Source organism: Flavobacterium sp. GNP011 (genome assembly GCF_056428925.1).
In genome coordinates this window covers 158375-180071 of the sequence record NZ_JBWJVJ010000004.1, presented here as the reverse complement: position 1 = coordinate 180071, position 21697 = coordinate 158375, and the positions used below count along the sequence as shown (strand labels likewise).

At 34.1% G+C, this 21697-nt stretch carries 21 protein-coding genes; all 21 read left to right on the top strand.

Features of this window, described 5'->3' with window-relative positions; genetic code table 11:
- Positions 1-300: 300 nt before the first annotated feature.
- The 21 genes from rfbB (at position 301) to AC061E_RS05630 (ending at position 21637) form a co-directional block, all read left to right on the top strand.
- A complete protein-coding gene (gene rfbB, locus AC061E_RS05730) occupies positions 301-1347 on the top strand; it encodes a dTDP-glucose 4,6-dehydratase (protein WP_478285412.1) in 1047 nt (348 codons plus the stop codon).
- Between the two features lie 168 nt (positions 1348-1515).
- Positions 1516-2055 (top strand): dTDP-4-dehydrorhamnose 3,5-epimerase, encoded by a 540-nt coding sequence (gene rfbC, locus AC061E_RS05725; protein WP_478285411.1) that lies wholly within the window; start codon positions 1516-1518, stop codon positions 2053-2055.
- A gap of 3 nt (positions 2056-2058) precedes the next feature.
- Complete coding sequence (rfbD, locus tag AC061E_RS05720; protein WP_478285410.1) at positions 2059-2916, top strand: dTDP-4-dehydrorhamnose reductase; 858 nt, start codon at positions 2059-2061, stop codon at positions 2914-2916.
- A gap of 22 nt (positions 2917-2938) precedes the next feature.
- Complete coding sequence (rfbA, locus tag AC061E_RS05715; RefSeq protein ID WP_478285409.1) at positions 2939-3826, top strand: glucose-1-phosphate thymidylyltransferase RfbA; 888 nt, start codon at positions 2939-2941, stop codon at positions 3824-3826.
- A 32-nt stretch (positions 3827-3858) separates the two neighbouring features.
- Positions 3859-4809, top strand: a complete 951-nt coding sequence (locus AC061E_RS05710; protein WP_478285408.1) for a GDP-L-fucose synthase family protein — start codon at positions 3859-3861, stop codon at positions 4807-4809.
- 75 nt (positions 4810-4884) lie between these two features.
- On the top strand, positions 4885-5967 hold the full coding sequence (gmd, locus tag AC061E_RS05705; protein ID WP_478285407.1) for a GDP-mannose 4,6-dehydratase: 1083 nt from the start codon (positions 4885-4887) through the stop codon (positions 5965-5967).
- Between the two features lie 202 nt (positions 5968-6169).
- Positions 6170-7174 carry a UDP-N-acetylglucosamine 4,6-dehydratase (inverting) gene (pseB, locus tag AC061E_RS05700; RefSeq protein WP_478285406.1) on the top strand — a complete coding sequence of 335 codons (1005 nt, stop codon included), beginning with the start codon at positions 6170-6172 and terminating at the stop codon, positions 7172-7174.
- Between the two features lie 2 nt (positions 7175-7176).
- A complete protein-coding gene (gene pseC, locus AC061E_RS05695) occupies positions 7177-8376 on the top strand; it encodes a UDP-4-amino-4,6-dideoxy-N-acetyl-beta-L-altrosamine transaminase (RefSeq protein WP_478285405.1) in 1200 nt (399 codons plus the stop codon).
- Positions 8377-8379: 3 nt separating this feature from the next.
- On the top strand, positions 8380-9531 hold the full coding sequence (locus AC061E_RS05690) for an N-acetyl sugar amidotransferase (RefSeq protein WP_478285404.1): 1152 nt from the start codon (positions 8380-8382) through the stop codon (positions 9529-9531).
- Between the two features lie 3 nt (positions 9532-9534).
- A complete protein-coding gene (hisH, locus tag AC061E_RS05685) occupies positions 9535-10140 on the top strand; it encodes an imidazole glycerol phosphate synthase subunit HisH (protein WP_478285403.1) in 606 nt (201 codons plus the stop codon).
- On the top strand, positions 10133-10879 hold the full coding sequence (hisF, locus tag AC061E_RS05680) for an imidazole glycerol phosphate synthase subunit HisF (RefSeq protein ID WP_478285402.1): 747 nt from the start codon (positions 10133-10135) through the stop codon (positions 10877-10879). The genes hisH and hisF overlap by 8 nt, the downstream gene beginning before the upstream one ends.
- 12 nt (positions 10880-10891) lie before the next feature.
- Positions 10892-11590 (top strand): pseudaminic acid cytidylyltransferase, encoded by a 699-nt coding sequence (gene pseF, locus AC061E_RS05675; RefSeq protein ID WP_478285401.1) that lies wholly within the window; start codon positions 10892-10894, stop codon positions 11588-11590.
- On the top strand, positions 11577-12137 hold the full coding sequence (locus AC061E_RS05670) for a GNAT family N-acetyltransferase (RefSeq protein WP_478285400.1): 561 nt from the start codon (positions 11577-11579) through the stop codon (positions 12135-12137). The genes pseF and AC061E_RS05670 overlap by 14 nt, the downstream gene beginning before the upstream one ends.
- Complete coding sequence (locus AC061E_RS05665) at positions 12131-12595, top strand: GNAT family N-acetyltransferase (RefSeq protein WP_478285399.1); 465 nt, start codon at positions 12131-12133, stop codon at positions 12593-12595. Before AC061E_RS05670 ends, AC061E_RS05665 begins: the two co-directional genes overlap by 7 nt.
- Before the next feature lie 2 nt (positions 12596-12597).
- Positions 12598-13635: a pseudaminic acid synthase gene (gene pseI / locus AC061E_RS05660; RefSeq protein WP_478285398.1), complete on the top strand. Its 1038-nt coding sequence runs from the start codon at positions 12598-12600 to the stop codon at positions 13633-13635.
- A gap of 332 nt (positions 13636-13967) precedes the next feature.
- Entirely contained in the window at positions 13968-14849 is an 882-nt protein-coding gene (locus AC061E_RS05655) for an NAD-dependent epimerase/dehydratase family protein (protein WP_478285397.1), read from the top strand.
- A gap of 11 nt (positions 14850-14860) precedes the next feature.
- Positions 14861-16300, top strand: a complete 1440-nt coding sequence (locus tag AC061E_RS05650; protein WP_478285396.1) for an NDP-hexose 2,3-dehydratase family protein — start codon at positions 14861-14863, stop codon at positions 16298-16300.
- 1 nt (position 16301) lies between these two features.
- On the top strand, positions 16302-17342 hold the full coding sequence (locus AC061E_RS05645; RefSeq protein ID WP_478285395.1) for a Gfo/Idh/MocA family protein: 1041 nt from the start codon (positions 16302-16304) through the stop codon (positions 17340-17342).
- A gap of 905 nt (positions 17343-18247) precedes the next feature.
- Positions 18248-19606: a lipopolysaccharide biosynthesis protein gene (locus AC061E_RS05640; RefSeq protein ID WP_478285394.1), complete on the top strand. Its 1359-nt coding sequence runs from the start codon at positions 18248-18250 to the stop codon at positions 19604-19606.
- 6 nt (positions 19607-19612) lie between these two features.
- Positions 19613-20443, top strand: coding sequence for a hypothetical protein (locus tag AC061E_RS05635; RefSeq protein WP_478285393.1), 831 nt, complete (start codon positions 19613-19615; stop codon positions 20441-20443).
- Positions 20444-21637 (top strand): hypothetical protein, encoded by a 1194-nt coding sequence (locus AC061E_RS05630; protein ID WP_478285392.1) that lies wholly within the window; start codon positions 20444-20446, stop codon positions 21635-21637.
- Positions 21638-21697 lie beyond the last annotated feature (60 nt).

Below are 21697 nucleotides of genomic sequence, written 5' to 3'. Positions count from 1 at the left end.
AACATTGAAATTTGTAGCGTTAAATTTGTGTTGCTAAGTTTAATTTTACGTTTTAATCGTCACTTTGTTGGATAATTTACTATAAATTTGCCGCAACTAGTGCAAAAGCAATCTCAATTGGGACTTGCAATGGCGAAGCCATGTTTACTAGTTGCGTTTTGGAGTATTTATTAGTTTTTTTATTGGAAAGTAAGCAGCGTGTTAAAAACGAACTTAAGTTTTTATAAATTAAAACAAGAATGAACAAATCTTCATACAATCAAATTGTATGATACAAAGTAATATTATATTTATTGCGTTATGAAAATACTAATTACAGGAGGAGCAGGATTTATAGGATCGCATGTGGTACGCCGTTTTGTGACTAAATATCCAAAATATACCATCGTAAATCTAGATGCTTTGACGTATGCTGGGAATCTTGAAAATATCAAAGATATTGAAAACCATCCCAATTATAACTTTATAAAAGGGGATATTGTAGATGCTATTTTTGTGGATAATTTGTTTCGACAGTATCAATTTGATGCAGTAGTTCATTTGGCAGCTGAATCTCATGTGGACCGTTCTATTAAAGACCCTTTGGCCTTTGTGAAAACCAATGTAATTGGAACTATGAATCTCTTAAATGCTTGTAAGGAATTGTGGAAGAACAACAGTGAAGGCAAGCGTTTCTACCACATTAGTACCGATGAGGTATACGGTTCCTTAGGGGCAACGGGCTTGTTCACAGAGAATACGGCCTATGATCCTAATTCACCCTACTCGGCCTCAAAAGCAAGTTCCGATCATTTTGTGCGTGCGTATGGTGAAACCTACGGATTGCCCTACGTCTTAACCAATTGTTCGAACAACTACGGTTCGTTCCATTTTCCTGAAAAATTGATTCCGTTGTTTATTAACAACATCATCAACAACAAAGCGTTGCCCGTATATGGAGATGGTAATTACACCCGTGATTGGCTTTTTGTTGAAGATCATGCGGTAGCAATCGATTTGGTTTTTCACGAAGGTAAAAATCATGAAACCTATAACATAGGCGGTTTTAACGAATGGAAAAACATCGATTTAGTGAAACTGCTCTGTCAACAAATGGACCATAAATTAGATCGACCAGCTGGTACTTCTGAAAAGCTGATTACATTCGTAAAAGACCGTCCCGGTCATGATTTGCGTTATGCTATAGATGCCTCTAAAATAAATGCGGAACTTGGGTGGAAACCTTCTGTAACTTTTGAACAAGGATTAGAGCGTACAATTGATTGGTATCTGTCCAATGAAGAATGGCTGAAAAATGTGACTTCGGGCAATTATGCTACTTATTATCAAAAACAATACGAACAATAGTTTTTTGAAAGCTTAAGTAAGTCTTAGATGCCTTTTTATTACAATATAAACGCTTTACTCCACTTTTTGTAATTGTGGAGTATTTTATTATCAAAACTAAACTGATTTAGAAAAACATAAAAAGAAAACTAATTGCATCAATGGCAATTATTGTATTTGAACTGAATAATGAAAGTCGAAACTACATACATTAAAGACCTTCTAGTATTGACTCCCATTATTTTTGAGGACGAAAGAGGTTGTTTTTTTGAATCGTACAGTGAATCTTCATTTGCGAAGAATGAGTTGTCATATACGTTCATACAAGATAATCAATCGTTTTCCAAAAAAGGTGTAATCCGGGGACTACACTTTCAAAAAGCACCTTACGCGCAAGCCAAGTTGGTTCGGGTATTACAAGGCGAGATTTTAGATGTGGCTGTAGACCTTAGAAAGGATTCAACAACCTACGGACAGCATTTTAGCATCCAATTGTCAGCTGAAAATAAAAAACAAGTCCTAGTTCCTAAGGGATTTGCACATGGCTTTTCGGTCTTAAGTGCGAATGCTACAGTCTCTTATAAAGTAGATGAAATCTACAATAAAGAAAGTGAAAGTGGAATCCAGTATGATGATCCCTCTTTAGCCATCAACTGGCAGGTCGAAACAGAAGATGTGATAGTGTCTGACAAAGACCGCATTTTAGGGACTTTTAACGATGTGGAATAAAAGATGAAAAAGATACTCATCACAGGAGGTACAGGGCAACTGGGTAGTGAGCTGAAGGTTTTGGCGACGGATTTGCCCCAATATGAATTTTTATTCCCTGACCGCTCGCAATTAAACTTAGAGCAGCCAGAAAGTATAGTGGCATTTCTTCAGGACATTAAACCCGATTGTATCATCAATTGCGCAGCCTATACCGCAGTTGACCAAGCGGAACAAGAGCCTAAAAAAGCCGATGTAATCAACTACTTTGCTGTTGGTGTTTTGGCAGAATGGAGTTTTGAGCATAAGGCGCAATTTTTGCATGTTTCCACAGATTATGTATTCGAGGGTACAGCATCATTTCCTTTGAAAGAAGAAGATGCAACCAATCCGCAAAACGAATATGGTAAATCAAAGTTGAAAGGGGAACTAGCGGCAATAGACGCCAATCCAGAGACGATTATTATCAGAACCTCTTGGGTATACTCTGAATTTGGAGCTAATTTTGTTAAAACCATGTTACGCTTGATGCAGGAGCACAATCGTTTGAATGTGGTTCAAGACCAAATAGGGAGTCCTACATATGCCAAAGATCTTGCCGAAGTGATAATGTATATTATCGATTCGTGTCAATGGCAACCGGGAACCTATCATTATTCTAACGAGGGAGTAATCAGTTGGTTTGAGTTTGCAACAGCCATAAAAGAAATAGCAGGAAGTAATTGTGAACTTTATGGAATTTTATCACATGAATACCCAACACCTACAAAAAGACCTGCTTACTCTTTACTAAATAACTCAAAAATAAAGAGTACATTTGGTATTACTATACCTTATTATAGAGATAGTCTTGAAAAATGTTTAGAGCGATACATCAAGTAAAAGTTATTTAAAACAAAAAAACATGAAAGGAATTATACTAGCAGGCGGGTCCGGAACCCGATTGTATCCCCTTACTAAGTCAATATCCAAGCAATTAATGCCTATCTACGACAAACCGATGGTGTATTATCCATTGTCGGTATTGATGTTGGCGGGGATTACTGAAGTGTTGTTGATTTCCACCCCTCATGATTTGCCTCATTTTCAAAACCTCTTGGGAGATGGAAGTGATTTTGGGATTTCCATTCAGTATGCGGAACAGCCTAGTCCTGACGGATTGGCACAAGCTTTTATTATTGGAGCCGATTTTATCAGTACCGATCCGGTTTGTTTGATATTAGGGGACAATATTTTTTATGGTCAAGGGTTAACTACTTTATTGCAAACAGCTGTTTCTAATGTCACCATTCATAACAAAGCCACTGTTTTTGGATATTATGTACAAGATCCAGAGCGGTATGGGGTTGCAGAATTTGATTCCACTAGTACCGTAGTTAGTATAGAAGAAAAACCAGTAAAACCTAAGAGTAATTATGCTGTAGTCGGATTGTATTTTTATCCTAATTCTGTGGTTGATATAGCCAAAAGTATAAAACCGAGTGCAAGAGGGGAGCTGGAAATTACTACCGTCAATCAAGAGTATCTCGCGTCACAAGACTTAAAGGTTGAGTTGATGGGTCGCGGTTATGCCTGGTTAGACACCGGTACTCATGAATCTCTACTAGAGGCAAGTAATTTTATACAAACGATAGAAAAAAGACAAGGTCTTAAAGTTGCTTGTTTAGAAGAAATTGCTTTTGAAAAAGGTTATATTTCGAAAGAAAAATTACTAGAGCAAGCGACACCTTTAAGTAAAAATGAGTACGGTCAGTATTTATTGCGATTGGTGCATAAGAATATTTTAATATAAGATTTAAGGATAAAAAGTTAGTATCGTTTAAAATGAATAAAAATACAAAAATATACATAGCAGGTCATAACGGCATGGTAGGAAGTGCTATTTGGCGAAAATTAGTAGCTAATGGATACACTAATTTAATTGGATCATCTAGTAAGGAATTGGATTTGAGGAATCAAAAGACGGTGCAAGATTATATCAACAATGAACAACCTACTGTAATTATCGATGCAGCTGCAAAGGTAGGAGGTATATTAGCAAACAATAATTTTCCGTATCAATTTCTGATGGAGAACATGCAAATTCAAAATAATTTAATAGATGCAGCCCACCAATCTGGTGTTGAAAAGTTTATATTTTTAGGAAGTTCTTGTATCTATCCTAAACTGGCTTCTCAGCCTTTAAAGGAGGATTATTTACTGACAGGTTCTTTGGAACCTACCAATGAGTGGTATGCCATTGCAAAAATTACTGGGGTAAAAGCTTGTCAAGCAATACGAAACCAGTTTAATAAAGATTTTGTTAGTTTAATGCCCACTAATTTGTACGGAACTCATGATAATTTTGATTTAAACTCTTCTCATGTTCTACCCGCAATGATTAGAAAATTTCATGAGGCCAAAAATAACGATAATGCTGCGGTAACCTTATGGGGAAGTGGAACACCCATGAGAGAGTTTCTTTTTGTAGATGATATGGCAGCAGCAGTTGTTTTTGCATTAGAAAATAAACTGCCTGAATATTTGTATAACGTGGGAACTGGAGAAGATTTGACAATAAAACATTTGGCTGAAGTAATCCAAAAAATAATTGGACATCAAGGAGATATCATTTGGGATAGTACTAAGCCAGATGGGACTCCCAGAAAATTGATGGATGTCTCTAGGATGCATGAACTGGGATGGAAACATCAAGTTCAGTTGGAAGAAGGAATCGAGAAAACCTATAATTGGTTTTTAAAGAATATGAATTCTTATAAAGAAGTAAAATTATAAAATGAAATTAAATACGCTAAGATTTGATGGTGCATGAACTTAGATGTAGTTAACAAAATAGCAAACAATTAGATGATGAAAACAGCTTTAATTACTGGAATTACAGGTCAAGATGGTTCTTATTTAGCGGAATTATTATTAGAGAAAGGATATATGGTTCATGGTGTAAAACGCCGAGCTTCTTCTTTTAATACACAAAGAATTGATCACATTTATCAAGATCAACATGAAATTCATGTTAATTTTAAATTGCATTACGGTGACTTAACCGATTCTACAAATATTATCCGAATTATACAGGAAGTACAGCCTGACGAGATATATAATCTTGGGGCCATGAGTCACGTAAAAGTATCTTTTGACTCTCCTGAATATGTAGCTAATGTGGATGGAATAGGGACTTTGAGGATATTAGAGGCAGTTCGTATTTTAGGATTAACCCAAAAAACAAGAGTGTATCAAGCTTCAACATCAGAATTATATGGTGGTTTAGCCGAAAATAAAAATGCAGAAGGCTTTTATGATGAACAATCCCCTTTTTATCCCCGTTCTCCGTATGGTGCTGCTAAAATATATGGTTTTTGGATTACAAAGAACTACCGAGAAGCCTATAATATGTTTGCCTGTAACGGTATTCTTTTTAATCATGAGTCTCCGCGTCGCGGAGAAACCTTTGTTACCCGAAAAATTACCATGGCAACCGCTGCTATTGCATTAGGAAAACAAGATTGTTTGTATTTAGGAAACTTAAACTCGCAGAGAGACTGGGGACATGCCAAAGATTATGTGGAGGCGATGTGGCGAATCCTGCAACAAGATGTAGCAGAAGATTTTATAATTGCAACAGGTGTTACTACCTACATTAGAGATTTCGTTGCGATGGCGTTTGCTGAGGTGGGTATTACGTTAGCTTTTGAGGGAAAAAATGAAAATGAAATTGCTAAGGTAATAGCTTGCAATAATCCGAATTATCAAGTAGAATGCGGCACCGTTGTGGTGAGAGTAGATCCAGAATACTATCGTCCTACTGAAGTAGATTTGCTAATTGGAGATCCTACAAAATCCAAGACAAAGTTGGGTTGGCATCCACACTATGATTTAGCCTCTATGGTAAAAGAGATGGTTGCAAGTGATTTAGAGATATTGAAGAGCAAATGAAAACTTGGGGTTATATGGGTTGAATAGTTTAAATCAAAGACCTATCCTGATTATTTAATAATTCTCAAGACACTAATTTTTAAAAAATATAATAAAGAAGAGAGATGTGCTACGTTAATTTTTTTTTGGGTAGCAAAGTAAAAAATTTATAATTAAACTATAAAATTTAATAAAATATTGTCAATTCAATAAAAAATAAAATATGTTAAATAATAAAACAATTTTAATAACAGGAGGAACAGGTTCTTTGGGAAAAGCACTAACTGTGCATATTTTAGAAAAGTATTCTAACATAAAAAAACTGATCATACTTTCAAGAGATGAACAAAAACAGTTTCAAATGGCTCAGGAATTTCCTATAGATAAATATCCGCAAATTCGTTTTTTATTAGGAGATGTAAGAGATGAGCAACGATTGGTGCGAGCTTTTCAAGGCGTAGATGTTGTTATACATGCAGCGGCAATGAAGCACGTACATTTAGCCGAGTACAATCCAGATGAATGTATTAAAACCAACATTGGAGGAGCGCAAAATGTGATTCATGCTGCTTTGCAAACGAGTGTAAGTAATGTAGTGGCTTTGTCAACGGATAAAGCTTGTGCCCCAATAAATTTATACGGTGCGACTAAATTAACTTCGGATAAATTGTTTGTAGCTGCTAATAATATTAAAGGAACTAATCCGATTAAATTTTCAGTAGTACGATACGGTAACGTAATGGGGTCGAATGGTTCTGTAATTCCATTTTTTATGAAAAAAAGAGTAGAGGGAAAGTTGCCTATAACTGATGCGACTATGACTCGTTTTAATATTTCTTTACAAGGTGGTGTTGATATGGTTATGCACGCAATGGAACATGCTTGGGGTGGGGAAATATTCATACCAAAAATACCTTCTTACAAAATCACTGACGTTGCAGAAGCAGTCGCTCCTGAATGTACTTTAGATATTATAGGAATTAGACCTGGTGAAAAAATTCATGAAGAAATGATTACTTCATCGGATTCCTATAATACATATGATTTGGGTAAATATTATACTATATTGCCTTCAGTACCCCATTTTGATCTTAATGATTTTATTACTTCATTTAATGCTGTAAAAGTACCTGATGGATTTAATTACAATTCAGGAACTAACAGTGAATGGGAAACTGTTGGTGGTTTGAGAGAACTGATTAAAGAACATGTGGATTCAAATTTTTAATAATGATTGATAAAATAATACCTTACGGTCGTCAAAATGTTACACAAGAAGATATTAATGTTGTTATTGAAGCATTACAGTCTGATTACTTGACACAAGGACCTAAAATTTTGGAGTTCGAAAAAGCTTTTGCAGAATATGTGGGAAGTACATATGCAGTTGCCGTTTCCAATGGAACTGCTGCTTTGCATTTGTGTGCATTGGCATTAGATGTAAAAGAGGGTGATAAGGTTATTACGTCCCCTATTACTTTTGCTGCTTCGGCTAATTGTGTACGCTATTGTGGGGGGGAAGTTATTTTCTCGGATATTGATTCAAGTACTTATCTTTTGGATATTGAAAGGGTACGAATTTTGCTAGAAGCCTCTCCCAAAGGAACTTATAAAGGAATTATACCAGTGGATTTTGCTGGTAGATCAGTTGATTTAGAGGCTTATAGAAAGCTTGCTGACCAATATGGGCTGTGGATTATAGAAGATGCTTGCCATGCTCCAGGTGGCTTTTTTAAGGATACTAGTAATAAAAATCAAAATTGCGGAAATAGTAATTTTGCCAATTTAGCTATTTTTTCTTTTCACCCCGTAAAGCATATCGCTTGTGGTGAAGGAGGGATGATTACAACAAATGATGAAGTTTTATACAAAAAACTACTTGCTTTACGCACACACGGAATTACTAAAAATGAATCAGAGTATACCAATACAATGTCTTTTGCGAATGGAATTGACGATGAGGATACTAGTTATCCAGCGTGGTATATGGAAATGCAAACCCTCGGATTCAATTATAGACTAACTGATTTTCAAGCAGCTTTAGGGATTAGTCAATTGCAAAGGGCAGATGAGGGTATTGTAAAAAGAAGAGACATAGCGGTTACTTATGAAAAAGCTTTTAAAACGAAATCTTTTATAAAAGGGCAATCGGGTGTTGTAGAAGGACATGCCTACCATCTTTATGTAATTGAAGTTCATGATCGTTTGGGATTGTATAATTATTTAAGAGAAAACAAAATCTTCGCTCAAATTCACTATATTCCTTGCCACTTAATGCCTTATTATAAGCAATTTGGTTGGAAAGAAGGTGACATGCCTATTGCCGAGCAGTATTATAAAAATTGTTTGAGTTTGCCTATGTATCCAACTTTGACCGTTGAAGAACAAAAGTTTGTTATTGATAAAATTGAAGAATATTTTAAAAAATAAATTATGAAAATTCATTATTGTTCCAAATGTTTATTTCCAGAGACTAAACCAGATTTGTTTTTTAATGAAGAAGGTGTTTGTTCTGCATGTATTGCGGCTGACCAAAAAGATAATTCAATTGATTGGAAACAACGAGAAATTGATTTTAATACGATTATTGATAAATATAAAAAAGGACCTAATGAAATTGGTTACGATTGTTTAATTCCAGTAAGTGGAGGTAAAGACAGTACGTACCAAGCCTATTTTATGAAAGAAGTTTGTGGACTAAATCCTTTGTGCGTTTGTTTCGAAACAACAAATCTTACGGAAGTAGGTCAAGCAAATTTAGACAATATTTCAAAAATGGGTATTGATCTAATTTATTTTAAAAAGAATTACAAAGCTTATAAAAGTATGGTGGTTGAAGGATTTAAAAGAGTTGGTGACGAGATGTGGCCAAATCATTTAGGTATTTTTACTATTCCAATTCATATAGCTGTTAAATTTAATATCCCGTTAGTTATTTGGGGAGAAAATCCGCAACAAGAGTATGGTGGTCCAGTAGAATCTATAGAAAACAAACATTTAAACAGGAAATGGTTAGAAGAGTTTGGTGGCTTATTAGGGAATAGAATACAAGATATGGTTGGGGTTGATGGCTTAACCGAAAAAGATTTAACACCTTATTTTTACCCATCAGATGAAGATATTAATAGAGTTGGTGTTGTAGGATTATTTTTAGGTCACTATTTCTTTTGGGATGCTCAAAAGCAATTAGAAATTGTAAAAAAACACGGTTTTGCTGTAAAAGAAGATGGACCTGTTGAAGGAACTTATACAAATTATGAGAATCTGGACGAAAAAATGCACGGTTTACATGATTATTTAAAATATGTTAAATATGGTTTTGGTCGTGCAACAGATCATGCATGCATTGATGTGAGAAATAATAGATTGACAAGGGAAGAAGGCTTGAAACTAGTTAAACAATATGATGGCAAGTATCCTCATTATGGTGTTAATGAATTTGTGAAATACTCAGGTATCACCAAAGAGGAAATAGATTCGATTTTAGACTCTTTCACAAATCCTGTTTTATTTGCTCAAGACGAAATAGGTAATTTCATTAAGGATAACCAAGGAAATCTAATTAGAAACTTTGATTTTGAATAAATAATGATAGCAATAATTGATTATGGAATGGGTAATGTAGCTTCTGTTCAAAAGGCTTTGAATTTTTTAAAAATTGAGAGTGTTATTACTGATGACCATAAGCTAATTAAAGAGGCTAAGACTATCTTATTACCTGGCGTTGGGTCTTTTGCTCAAGGAATGAAAAATCTAAACGATAGAGGATTAGTTGAATTACTTACCAATGAGGTTGTTGTGAAAAAGAAAAATTTCATAGGAATCTGTTTAGGAATGCAGCTGATTATGGAAAAAGGTATGGAACCTTTTGAATGTAAAGGTCTAGGTTGGGTAAAAGGAAGTGTTGTTAAATTTGAATTGCAAGATTTGAATATTCCTCACATGGGTTGGAATAATATTCAGGTTTTGAATGACACTTATTATAAAGATTGCCAAACAGATGATTTTTACTTTATTCATAGTTATCATGTAGTTCCCGAAAACAAGGAAGATATTGCTACAACTGTAAATTATGGTTTTGATGTGGTTGCCAGTATTCAGAAAGATAATATTTTTGCTACACAATTTCATCCTGAGAAAAGTCAAAATGCAGGATTATCACTTTTAAAAACTTTTTTCGAAATACATGCTTAAAGTACGAATAATACCTATATTGACCTTTAATGGTTTTGGATTAGTTAAAACTAAAAAATTTTCTAACCCCAGAATGGTTGGTAATCCTGTTCAATCGGCTAGAGTTTATAACAGTCGCGGTGTTGATGAATTAGTTTTTGTAGATATTTTTGCAAGTTCACAAAAGCGAAAAATCAATTTAAAACTCGTCGCCGATGTAATAAAAGAATGTTATATGCCTGTGGCTATTGGTGGGGGTATAGAAACTATTGAGGACATAAACAATTTGCTGAAAATTGGGGCAGATAAAGTTGTAATAAAAACTAAAGCTTTATTGGATAAAAAATTCATCGAGGAAGCTGTAGCTTTTTTTGGAAGTCAATGCATTTCTATTTCCATTGATGCTTATGCTACTCCTGAAGGATATAAGATTTTTAATAAGTTAAATGTTGAAATCTCTTTAGAAGATTTTGTAAACAGAATGATTTCTTGTAAAGTAGGAGAGTTTGTTGTTACGAGCGTTGATAATGATGGATTGATGGATGGTTTTGATATTAATTTAATCAATCGTGTTACAGAATTGACCAATATTCCTATTATTGCAGTTGGTGGTGGAGGGTTGATGGAACACTATAATGAGTTATTCTCTCAAACAAAAGTTCAAGCGGTGGGTTCTGCCAGCATATTTCATTTTACGCAGTTTACGCCTTTGGATATAAAAAATGAAATTAAAAGTATTGGTATTCCAGTTAGAATATAAATGTCATTGAACTTGAAAAAAATTGCTATTATTCCGGCTCGAGGTGGAAGTAAACGTATTCCTCATAAGAATATAAAAGAATTTTTCGGGAAACCTATTATAGCCTATGCTATTGAAGCCGCCTTCAAAAGTGGTTTATATGACGAGGTTATGGTTTCGACAGATAATGAAGAAATTGCAGAGGTTGCAAGAAAACATGGAGCAAAAGTGCCATTTATTCGTAGTGCCTCTAATAGTAATGATTTTGCTACAACAGTTGATGTATTAATCGAAGTTTTAGATTGGTATAATGAAAAGAATTTCCAATTTGATTTTGCAACTTGCATTTATGCCTGTGCTCCTTTTGTAAATGCTAAAGTTTTACAAGATTCTTTAGAGATGTTGATTAAAGAAAATTGTGATTGTGTATTCCCCATTATAGCGTATTCACATCCAATTCAAAGAGCTTTGAAGCTTTCGAATATGGGTAAAATAGCAACTTTTGACAATTCTAATTCCAATGCAAGGACACAGGATTTGCACAGAGCATTTCACGATGCAGGTATGTTTTATACTTTTAATGTCAAGAAATTAATAACAAATAAAAGTTTACGGACACAAGATACTTTTGCAATCGAAATAGATGAGCTTTGTGCGCATGATATAGACACTGAAAAAGACTGGATTTTGGCAGAATTAAAATATAAATTATTCTTAGATGAGAGCCTATAGATGTTTAGAAAATGAAAGTTTTGAATATGATAATTTTAAAATTGTTCCTTTGCGCTTTGAGGATCGTCTGGATATTTTGAAATGGAGAAATGAACAAATTTATCATTTAAGACAAAATAAACCGCTAACTGTAGAAGATCAAGAAAATTATTTCACTAATATAGTTGAAAAACTCTTTCATCAAATGCAACCCAATCAAATTTTATTTTCGTTTATAGAGGATGATATTTGTATAGGCTATGGTGGTTTAGTTCATATTAATTGGATTGATAAAAATGCAGAAATTTCATTTATAATGAATACAATATTAGAAAATGATAATTTTCACGGCATTTGGACTAAATATTTATTGCTTATAGAAAAAGTAGCTTTTGAAGACTTGAAATTTCATAAAATATTTACTTACGCTTTTGACTTAAGACCACATTTATATTTTGTGTTGCAAGATTCCAATTTTATTGAAGAAACCCGATTGAAAGAACATTGCCTTTTTGACGATAAATTTATTGATGTAGTGATTCATTCTAAAATAAACAATAAATGTTAACTTTTCGAAAAGCGACTTTAGCCGATACAAAGCTCTATTTTGATTGGGCAAATGATTCGGATGTTAGAGAGCAATCATATAATTCCACTGTAATTGATTTTGAAAATCACAAAAAATGGTTCGAAAGTAAAGTAGAAGATGATTCATGTATGTTGTTGATTTTTCAAAATGAGGAAAAGTTAAATATAGGACAAATTCGCATTCAGAAAGAAAATGAAGAGGAAGCTTTGATTGGAATTTCTATAGCTGCGGAACATAGGGGAAAGGGATTAGCAAAGGAAATACTACTTTTGGCATCCGATTATTTTTTAGAAAACAATAAAGGCTATTTGATAAATGCATATATAAAAGAACAAAATAAAAGCTCGAAGCAAGCTTTTGAAAAAGCAGGATTTGAGTTTAAAAATATAATAAAGTATGAAAACTGTAATAGTTTTCATTTTACAAAAAAAGGTTAAAAATGCAAATAGATAATTTTAAAATAAACAAAGAAAGCAAGGTTTTTATCATTGCCGAGCTTTCAGCCAATCATAACGGTAGCATTGCTACTGCTATTGAAACCATCCGTGCAGCAAAACGTGCAGGGGCGGATTGTATAAAGCTACAAACCTATACTGCCGATACCATTACAATAGATTGTGATAAAGAGGATTTTTTGATAAAAGGAACTATTTGGGAAGGCAAAAATCTATATAAACTATACCAAGAAGCCTATACTCCTTGGGAATGGCACGAAGAGATTTTTAGAGTTGCCAAAGAAGAGGGAATTATCTGTTTCTCTTCTCCATTTGATAAAACAGCGGTTGATTTCTTGGAAACTCTAAATGTTCCAGCTTATAAGATAGCTTCTTTTGAGATTACTGATATTCCTTTAATTGAGTATGTGGCTTCAAAAGGGAAGCCAATCATTTTATCTACAGGTATTGCAGAGCAAGCAGATATTGAATTAGCTTTAGACGCTTGCAGAAGAATGGGTAACACTGATATTGCCTTGTTAAAATGTACTTCTAGTTATCCTGCGCCGATAGAAGAAGCCAATATGTGTATGGTAAAAGATTTGGCCGAACGTTACAATGTGATAAGCGGTCTTTCGGATCACACGATGGGAGTAACTGTTCCTGTAGTTGCGACTTGTTTTGGTGCTAAAATTATCGAAAAGCATTTTATATTAGACCGTTCCATAGGCGGACCAGATGCTTCGTTCTCGATGAATGAGGAAGAATTTACCGCAATGGTCAAAGCAGTGCGAGAAGCAGAAAGTGCTATTGGAGTTGTGGATTATACTTTGACGGATAAACAAGTCAAAGGGAAGGATTTTTCAAGATCTTTATATGTTGTAGAAGATATCAAAGAGGGTGATATAATTACCGAAAAAAATGTACGCTCTATTCGTCCTGGATTTGGTATGCATCCTAAATATTATAAAGATATTTTAGGAAAAAAAGTGACTAGTGATTTGAATAAGGGTACAAGAGTAAGTCTAGAATATATTAAGTAACATTAATATTTGCTAAAATTTTAAAAATACTCTTCTAGATTAATAATTACCTATCAATTACGAGCCATTCAAAACAGCAGATAATCAACTTAGTCATGAAAAAGAATAAGAATTTATTTATTTTAAATGTGTAACTTATAGACTAGGAAGCAATTCAATATAAGTATTGATAGTTCAAAACCCCAAGAGAAACTGGGATAAGTATCCATTTGAAGTAAAGAGAAGTAAATATGAAGACTTTCAAGTGCTATCTTAAAAGAAAGAAGTTTAAAAAATAATATAACTTCTGAGAACTACTTGAAGTATTATTCAGAGATATACAATAATAAATGATGATGAGGTGTGCAATAATTGGTGGTAAAGGTTACGTTGGAAAGCATATTGCATTCTACTTGCAGCAGAGAGGAATTTGCTCGCAAGTATATGACATGCTAGATTGTGATGAGATAAACTTCAAGAAGATAGATATTTCTAGCCCAGAATCTGTAGAGAAAATAGATCTTAATGTAGATTATATTTTTATGTTTGCGGGTCTTACAGGCACTTACAATGGGTTTGATAACTATCAGGTATATAATTCAATTAATGAAATTGGCTTATTAAATCTGCTCGATGCTATTCGTAAATCTAAGTATAGGCCAAAGATCGTCTTCCCTTCAACTCGGTTGGTCTATAAAGGTTTAGACAAGCCCTTAAAGGAAACAGATGAGAAGGAATGTAAGACCATTTATGCGGTCAATAAAATAGCATGCGAGGGTTTGTTACAGGCATATAATGCAAGTTTTGACATCCCGTACACTATATTTCGTATATGTATTCCATATGGTAATCTACTCTCTACCGACTATTCTTTTGGTACAGTAGGCTTTTTTATTAAACAAGCAAAGGATGGTAATGATATTACCCTCTATGGTGGTGGCACTATCAAGCGTACATTCACTCATATTGAAGATCTATGTTATCAGGTAGTTGAAGGAGCGTTTAATCCAAATAGTAATGGAGAAATTTATAATATAGGTGGAGAAACACTTTCTTTGCGTGAAGCTGCTGAAATTGTAGCTCGAAAGTTTGATACAAAGGTTGCGGATATTCCTTGGCCTGAAAAAGACCTTCGCTTAGAGAGTGATCATACCTACTTTGATGATTTAAAGATACGGGAGCTACTTAATTTGAAACAATATAGACGACTTCAAGATTTTTCAAATGATATTTAATTTATAGCAATATGAGAACAAGAAAAGTAGAAGATGTACAATTAGACTTCCTCGTCTCTGCCTTCAATCATGGATCATTCATGAAAACGCAGGACATACTTTTTTGGATGAAACAGCAGAATGACGCAGTCGTTTCCAAAATACAGCAGATTCCAATCAGCGAGTTGAAAGGTTGGAACTATTTTGATGACCGTATTAGTCATAATTCAGGTAAGTTTTTTAGCATCGATGGTATTCGTGTCAAGACCAACTATCGCAATATACCAGAGTGGGATCAGCCTATTATCAATCAGCCTGAGATTGGTTTCCTTGGCTTTGTGGTGAAGAAGTTCAATGGTGTGATGCACTTCCTAATTCAAGCAAAGATAGAACCTGGGAACCTAAATATAGTGCAATTGTCACCTACACTTCAGGCAACTCGTTCCAATTATACACGGGTGCATGGAGGAGATTCACCTAACTATTTGGAGTATTTCAATGGCGAAAAGAATGTGATGGTTCTTATTGATCAATTGCAGTCAGAGCAAGGTGCTCGTTTTCTTCACAAGCGTAATCGAAATATCATTGTTGAGGTTGACGAGAATGAAGATGTTCCTGTAAATAGTAACTTTATTTGGGTATCGCTTGGTCAAATTAAGGAACTACTTAGGCATGATAATATTGTCAATATGGATAGTCGTACCGTAATATCTTGTATCAAATTCGGTAGTTATTCTGAACATTCATTAAAATTGATGAGTTCAGTAAAGATTATGGTTGGCCTAGAATCGGAAAAGCCAGATTCATTTCTATATTCAGTTTTGAGCGAAACTAACCACCTTCTAGATTTACAGGACATTATCCATTGGATTACGTCACTAAAGTTTAAGTATGAGCTTGAAGTTAAACCTATTGGTATATCAGAAATGCAGCATTGGGCATACGATGGCAATACAGTTGGTCATGAAGACAGAAAGTACTTCGATGTGATTGGTGTGCGAGTTGAGATTGGAAATCGTGAGGTCTTTTCATGGGATCAGCCGATGATTCGTTCAGCGCAGGAAGGTCTCATTGCTTTCATTGTAAAGAAGATAAATGGAATATATCACTTCCTTGTGCAAGCAAAACTGGAATCGGGCAACTTTGATGTTGTAGAGTTGGCTCCCACGGTTCAGTGTTTGACTGGAAACTATCGAAAAGGAAAGAACGAATATACTATCCCATATTTGGAGCAAGTTCTAAATGCTCCAAAAGAGAACATTTGGTACAGCAGTTATCAAAGTGAAGAAGGAGGCCGTTTCTTCCAAGAGCAGAATTTGAATATCATTGTAGAAGTTGGTGATGATTTTTCAATTGAGGTTGATGAAAATTATTGCTGGATGACGCTCAATCAAATGCTTTCATTCGTTACGTACAATAATTATTTGAACATTGCTGCACGCTCATTGCTTTCAACCATAAGTTTTTATTAATATGATTAGAATTGGAATTATATGTCCTTCAGAAATTGCATTAAGAAGGTTTTTGCCTGCATTAAAAAAGGCTTCGGATAAGTTTATTTTTGCTGGTATTGCCATTGCCAGTCCAGAAGAGTGGTTCGGAAATTTGGATAATGTATCTAATCAGCAAACTGAGCAACAGCAGGCTAAAGAATTTGAAAAGGCATCAGTCTTTGGATGCAAGGTTTTCAATGCATATGAGGCAATTATCAAGTCAGATGAAATTGATGCCATCTATATCCCTCTTCCTCCTGCATTACATTTTAAATGGGCAAAGTTGGCATTAGAGAATGGAAAACATGTATTTATGGAGAAACCTTTAACTTGCTCTTTGGCTGATACTGACGAACTGATTTCAATTGCATCAAAGAAACATCTTGCATTACATGAAAACTATATGTTCGCTTTCCATGATCAACTTCTGGCGTTACAAGATGTTATAGCTTTAGGTGAAATAGGAGATGTTCGTCACTACAGGATCTCGTTTGGCTTTCCACGTAGAACTGCCAACGACTTTCGCTATAATAAAAAACTTGGAGGAGGAGCTCTTCTTGATGCAGGAGGTTACACCATAAAGTATGCTACCTATCTGCTAGGTGATTCATCTTACATATCAGCTGCCAATGTAAACTACTTATCCGAGTTTGAGGTGGAGATGTATGGTAGTGCAACAGTTGTAAATTCGGCAGGACAAGTTGCTCAACTGGCATTCGGAATGGATAACGACTATAAGTGTGACGTAGAGATTTGGGGTAACCAGGGAACTATCACAAGCGGTCGCATCCTTACTGCACCTGCAGGATTCGTGCCAACATATACTATCAAGAAGAATCAAGATATTGAAACACGCGAACTTCCATCTGATGATGCCTTTCTGAAGTCTATATTATACTTTTTTAATTGTATTGAGAACGTATCTATACGCGAAGAAAACTATGTTATTTTACACAAACAGGAAAGTCTGATGGATGAATTTAAAAGTTTGGTGACCCTAAGAGGAAAGAATGAAAGCTAGATTAGATATAATTACAGCTTATAAAGGAATAGCCATAATGATGGTGATAATGGTGCATTCTGCTATCCGCTTCGATATACCTAATTCCTTGTCATTTTTAACTATATTTGGGTAAAGGGATTTCAGATTTGATGTGAATTATGATAATAGCCGGTATTTCCATGATTGGCGAAGAATGGTATTGTGGGAACGATAGTTTTACATACTATAGTTTTATTAACCAGTCACCTCTTGTTTAGTAGGAATGTAATTACCTTAAGCAAACAATGAAGAAAGAAAGTATAAAAACTCATTATTGGCATGAATTATCCTTAGACTACTTGGTGTCCATGTCTTCAATTCAGATTTGCAGTTTGCTTTTGTGATAGAACCGACACTGTTTAGTATGTCAATCTATTTACTTTTAATACATGCTTTGAGCAGAAATTCTAATAGAACGTACCCAAAATTTTTAATGAAGTTTGGAGATTTGAGTTTTCCTATTTTTCTTACCCATTTTTTTATCGTATACGAGATGGCGTCTGTTGTGAAGATAGTTGGTCATAGGTTTGTTAAATTTCCTGAATGGATTATTTATCTGTTTTGGTTGCCGATAGCATACTTCATCGTTTATATCACAGCTTACATATTTAATCTGTTTCTAAAATGGATTAGAGTTATTGCTAAAATTTAGAATTATGAATAAATTTAAAATTTATTTGATCAACTAATTAATTAAAAAAAAATAGAATAAATATGCATTATTTACCCTGCGAGATGCAAATTAAGCTCTAAGTATAAATTGAAAAGCAAATACCTATAAATAAGATTGAGGGTGAAGTTATTATGAAGACCCCGTAATTATAACTGACCTTCTTAAAATTGGGTATAAATACATCGATAACAATAATTATTTTAAAGTACTTATGAAACTTAATATTGAAAGCATTAATAAACTATTAAAGACCGAAGGCCGTTCGCAGGAAGCCATTAGGAATATTTTATTATCTCTAGGGACAAAAGGTATTTCAATAATAACGAGTTTATTGGTCGTTCCTTTGACTATAAACTACGTCAATCCTACCCAGTATGGTATTTGGTTAACATTATCTTCCATTGTGGCCTGGATCAGCTACTTTGATTTAGGAATAGGTAATGGTTTCCGAAATCGATTTACTGAAGCGCAAACAAAAGGAGATGTAAAGCTTGCTCGCGAGTATGTTAGTACAACATATTTTGCAGTAACTTGTATTGTACTTGTAATATTTGTTTCAGTAATGATTGCAAATAAATATATTTCTTGGGATACACTACTAAAAGTAGATGTTATTAATAGGGAGGAGTTAACGCGAGTTTTCACAATTATTGGAGCATTCTTCTGTCTAAATATGGTAGTTCGTCTGTTCGGTACTTTATTGACAGCAGACCAAAAACCAGGAGTAGCATCTGTTATTAATTGTGTAGGAGATGTATTTTCACTTGCAGTTGTATTTGTCCTAACTAAGGTATCTGATGGTAGTTTAACTTCTTTGGCGCTTTATTATACTGGTGTATCTTTTCTTGTCATGCTAGTATCATCTCTATATGCTTTCTTTTTTACCAGTTATAGAAAATATGCTCCTACGCCATCTTTTATTAGGCCAAAACTGATAAAAAATATTCTTTCGTTAGGAGTCCAATTTTTTCTTATCTCAATAAGTATGCTTGTGCTGTTTCAGGTGATAAATGTTATTATCTCAAGAGAAATAGGACCAGAGGCTGTCACGCAGTATAATATTACCTTCAAGTACTATAATATTCTTCACATGATTATGACGATTATTATCGTGCCTTTCTGGTCTGCTTTCACTGATGCTTTTTTTAAAGATGATTTCACTTGGATGAGAAATACAGTAAAAAAGCTTGAAATGTGCTGGTATTTAGAAATAGCTTTGGGAATTATAATGTTGTTTATAGGCCCATTCTTTTTCAAAATTTGGGTTGGAGATAGTGTTTCGGTAGATACAAAACTTTCAATAGCTATGTTAATTTATGCAGTAGTACAATCAATAGGTGCAATCTACATGAATATACTGAACGGTCTTGGAAAGATAAGAATACAACTTATTATTTATTGCCTTTTTGCAGTAGTTGCATGGCCATTGCTGGTTATTTCTTGTCGTAAATTTGGACTTCAAGGAGTATTGATTTTACCATCAGCATTGTTCATATTTCAAGCAATACTAGGAAAGATCCAAGTGAAGAAGTTAATCAATAAAAGTGCTAGTGGCATCTGGAATAAATAAGTAATTATGAATGTATTTGTTACATTTTCTAACGCTCCATACTTCAAGCAGAGAGACTTGAATGCTCGTTGTGCAAGGAAATATGGAAAGTTTGATAAGATAGTGGTATATGATATCGATCAGGATATGGATGATGAATTCAGGAATCAACATTTAGATATCTTATCAGTAAAGAAAGGTGCAGGTCTTTGGCTGTGGAAAGTATATTTTATTACTAAGGCATTTAGAGAAGAATGTTCTGAAGGGGATGTACTTTTTTATCTTGATGCAGCAGCTTTTTTTTATCGATCTGCGAAGCCTCTTATTAACAATATGTTAGAGGATATATTTGTTGCTCAGGTTCCTTATTTAGAGGAATCGTTTACAAAGAGAGAGGTATTAAAATCACTCAATATGGACACAGAGGAAGTTAGAAAAAGCCGTCAATTTCAAGCTTCATTTATAGCCTTTAGAAAATCGGCGGTGAGTAGAATGTTCTTGGATGAATGGCTATATTTAGCTTCTAATTATGAAATGATAGGACCCGAATATGACCAAAATATTCAGTATGAATCTTTTTTTGAACATCGTTATGATCAATCCATTCTTAGTGCCCTCTGTAAAAAAAACAATATAACACCTTCTGATGATCCAACATTTCAGGGATGGCAAGGATACCCATATATGGATGGTTTGCCATATAAAGGTATCCGGAGAAAGAAAAACAATCCGGTGTGTATATTCTTGCATAGAAATAGGGGTGACTATATGTTCATTAAAATTCTTATAAATGGGTTTAATCACCTATTTCCATTTATAAAGAACAAAATCAAAGGAAAAATGCCAAAAGCTGAATAGATGTTTAAAATTGTAAATTATTTACACTTAAAGGATATAGGTTGGCTAGAGATGTTATTTGCGCTCTATCCTATACTTAGTGCTTATTCGTGGGGAATAGTCCCCTTACATTTGGTGATGCCGCTTATCTTGATTCTGATTGCAATAAAGCGCAATCATGGTAATTTGCCAAGAAACAGGACCTATAAACCTATATTAATTTTCTTAGGTTTCTACATCACTCATGAAATAATATGGCTATTTGTAATGAACTCAGTTCAGTTATATTTCATTAATGCTACTATATCTGGTATCATATGCTTGGGTGCCATTAATTTTATATTTCCTGCTATTAATAAAAAGAAGCTTACAGGATCGATGAATTATGTGGCGATTTTAAGTATCTTGGGTTTGCTTTACCATGTGCTTCTAACCAAAATGGGAGGATCAGTAGAACCTCTGAAGCTACCATTAATAGGTTTTGACTTCACTCGACTAGATGAATTAGGGGATAGACCATCTTCGTTCTATATGGAGCCACAGGCATTTGTGTCGTTTATGCTTGTTCCCCTATTTTTGGCATTGAAAGAAAATAAATTGCTATGGGCAGGCATTATAATCATTTCATTATTTTTATCAACATCTTCCACAGGTATCGCCATCTCATTTATTCTTCTTCTGTTTTATGTATTTACTCAAAGGATTAAGTTATGGCTAAAAATATTAATTATCATCGGAGGTATGGGATTGGCATCTCTTCTTGTGAGCTCATCTTATTTTGAGGTCGGAATGAGAAAGATAAACAATACCAATATCGAGTTAGATGTACGTTTAGTGAATGGACTTTACGTTGTTCAAGAAATGAATAGTTCAGATTTTATCTTTGGAATTACATATGCTAATCCTTATGATTATTATCTTGCGGGTAATGTAAGTAATCCTTTTGTATTGGTAAGTGATAATGGTATGTTTGTATCTTCTTTTTGGCTGGTAATTATTAGGTTCGGTATAATTGGTTTACTATTATATTTAAATATTTTTTTCAAAATTATTAACAATTATCGAGATATCCTTCCGTTCATACTATGTATATTCGTTCAATTGTTTTCTAATTCTGATATGATTGGATCAGGTTTCCTATTTCAATTCATTTTTATCCTATCATATATACAGTATAATAGAAGTAATTCGAAAATAAAATATAAATCAAAATAAATAATGTGGAATAATATGAAAGTTGTGCATATCGAATCAGGCTTAGGTAACCAGATGCTC

Excerpts from the sequence above, each read along its gene's own strand:
- rfbB (WP_478285412.1), top strand. The coding sequence starts at position 301 with ATGAAAATACTAATTACAGGAGGAGCAGGATTTATAGGATCGCATGTG.
- rfbC (WP_478285411.1), top strand. The coding sequence starts at position 1,516 with ATGAAAGTCGAAACTACATACATTAAAGACCTTCTAGTATTGACTCCC.
- rfbD (WP_478285410.1), top strand. The coding sequence starts at position 2,059 with ATGAAAAAGATACTCATCACAGGAGGTACAGGGCAACTGGGTAGTGAG.
- rfbA (WP_478285409.1), top strand. The coding sequence starts at position 2,939 with ATGAAAGGAATTATACTAGCAGGCGGGTCCGGAACCCGATTGTATCCC.
- AC061E_RS05710 (WP_478285408.1), top strand. The coding sequence starts at position 3,859 with ATGAATAAAAATACAAAAATATACATAGCAGGTCATAACGGCATGGTA.
- gmd (WP_478285407.1), top strand. The coding sequence starts at position 4,885 with ATGAAAACAGCTTTAATTACTGGAATTACAGGTCAAGATGGTTCTTAT.
- pseB (WP_478285406.1), top strand. The coding sequence starts at position 6,170 with ATGTTAAATAATAAAACAATTTTAATAACAGGAGGAACAGGTTCTTTG.
- pseC (WP_478285405.1), top strand. The coding sequence starts at position 7,177 with ATGATTGATAAAATAATACCTTACGGTCGTCAAAATGTTACACAAGAA.
- AC061E_RS05690 (WP_478285404.1), top strand. The coding sequence starts at position 8,380 with ATGAAAATTCATTATTGTTCCAAATGTTTATTTCCAGAGACTAAACCA.
- hisH (WP_478285403.1), top strand. The coding sequence starts at position 9,535 with ATGATAGCAATAATTGATTATGGAATGGGTAATGTAGCTTCTGTTCAA.
- hisF (WP_478285402.1), top strand. The coding sequence starts at position 10,133 with ATGCTTAAAGTACGAATAATACCTATATTGACCTTTAATGGTTTTGGA.
- AC061E_RS05670 (WP_478285400.1), top strand. The coding sequence starts at position 11,577 with ATGAGAGCCTATAGATGTTTAGAAAATGAAAGTTTTGAATATGATAAT.
- AC061E_RS05665 (WP_478285399.1), top strand. The coding sequence starts at position 12,131 with ATGTTAACTTTTCGAAAAGCGACTTTAGCCGATACAAAGCTCTATTTT.
- pseI (WP_478285398.1), top strand. The coding sequence starts at position 12,598 with ATGCAAATAGATAATTTTAAAATAAACAAAGAAAGCAAGGTTTTTATC.
- AC061E_RS05655 (WP_478285397.1), top strand. The coding sequence starts at position 13,968 with ATGATGAGGTGTGCAATAATTGGTGGTAAAGGTTACGTTGGAAAGCAT.
- AC061E_RS05650 (WP_478285396.1), top strand. The coding sequence starts at position 14,861 with ATGAGAACAAGAAAAGTAGAAGATGTACAATTAGACTTCCTCGTCTCT.
- AC061E_RS05645 (WP_478285395.1), top strand. The coding sequence starts at position 16,302 with ATGATTAGAATTGGAATTATATGTCCTTCAGAAATTGCATTAAGAAGG.
- AC061E_RS05640 (WP_478285394.1), top strand. The coding sequence starts at position 18,248 with ATGAAACTTAATATTGAAAGCATTAATAAACTATTAAAGACCGAAGGC.
- AC061E_RS05635 (WP_478285393.1), top strand. The coding sequence starts at position 19,613 with ATGAATGTATTTGTTACATTTTCTAACGCTCCATACTTCAAGCAGAGA.
- AC061E_RS05630 (WP_478285392.1), top strand. The coding sequence starts at position 20,444 with ATGTTTAAAATTGTAAATTATTTACACTTAAAGGATATAGGTTGGCTA.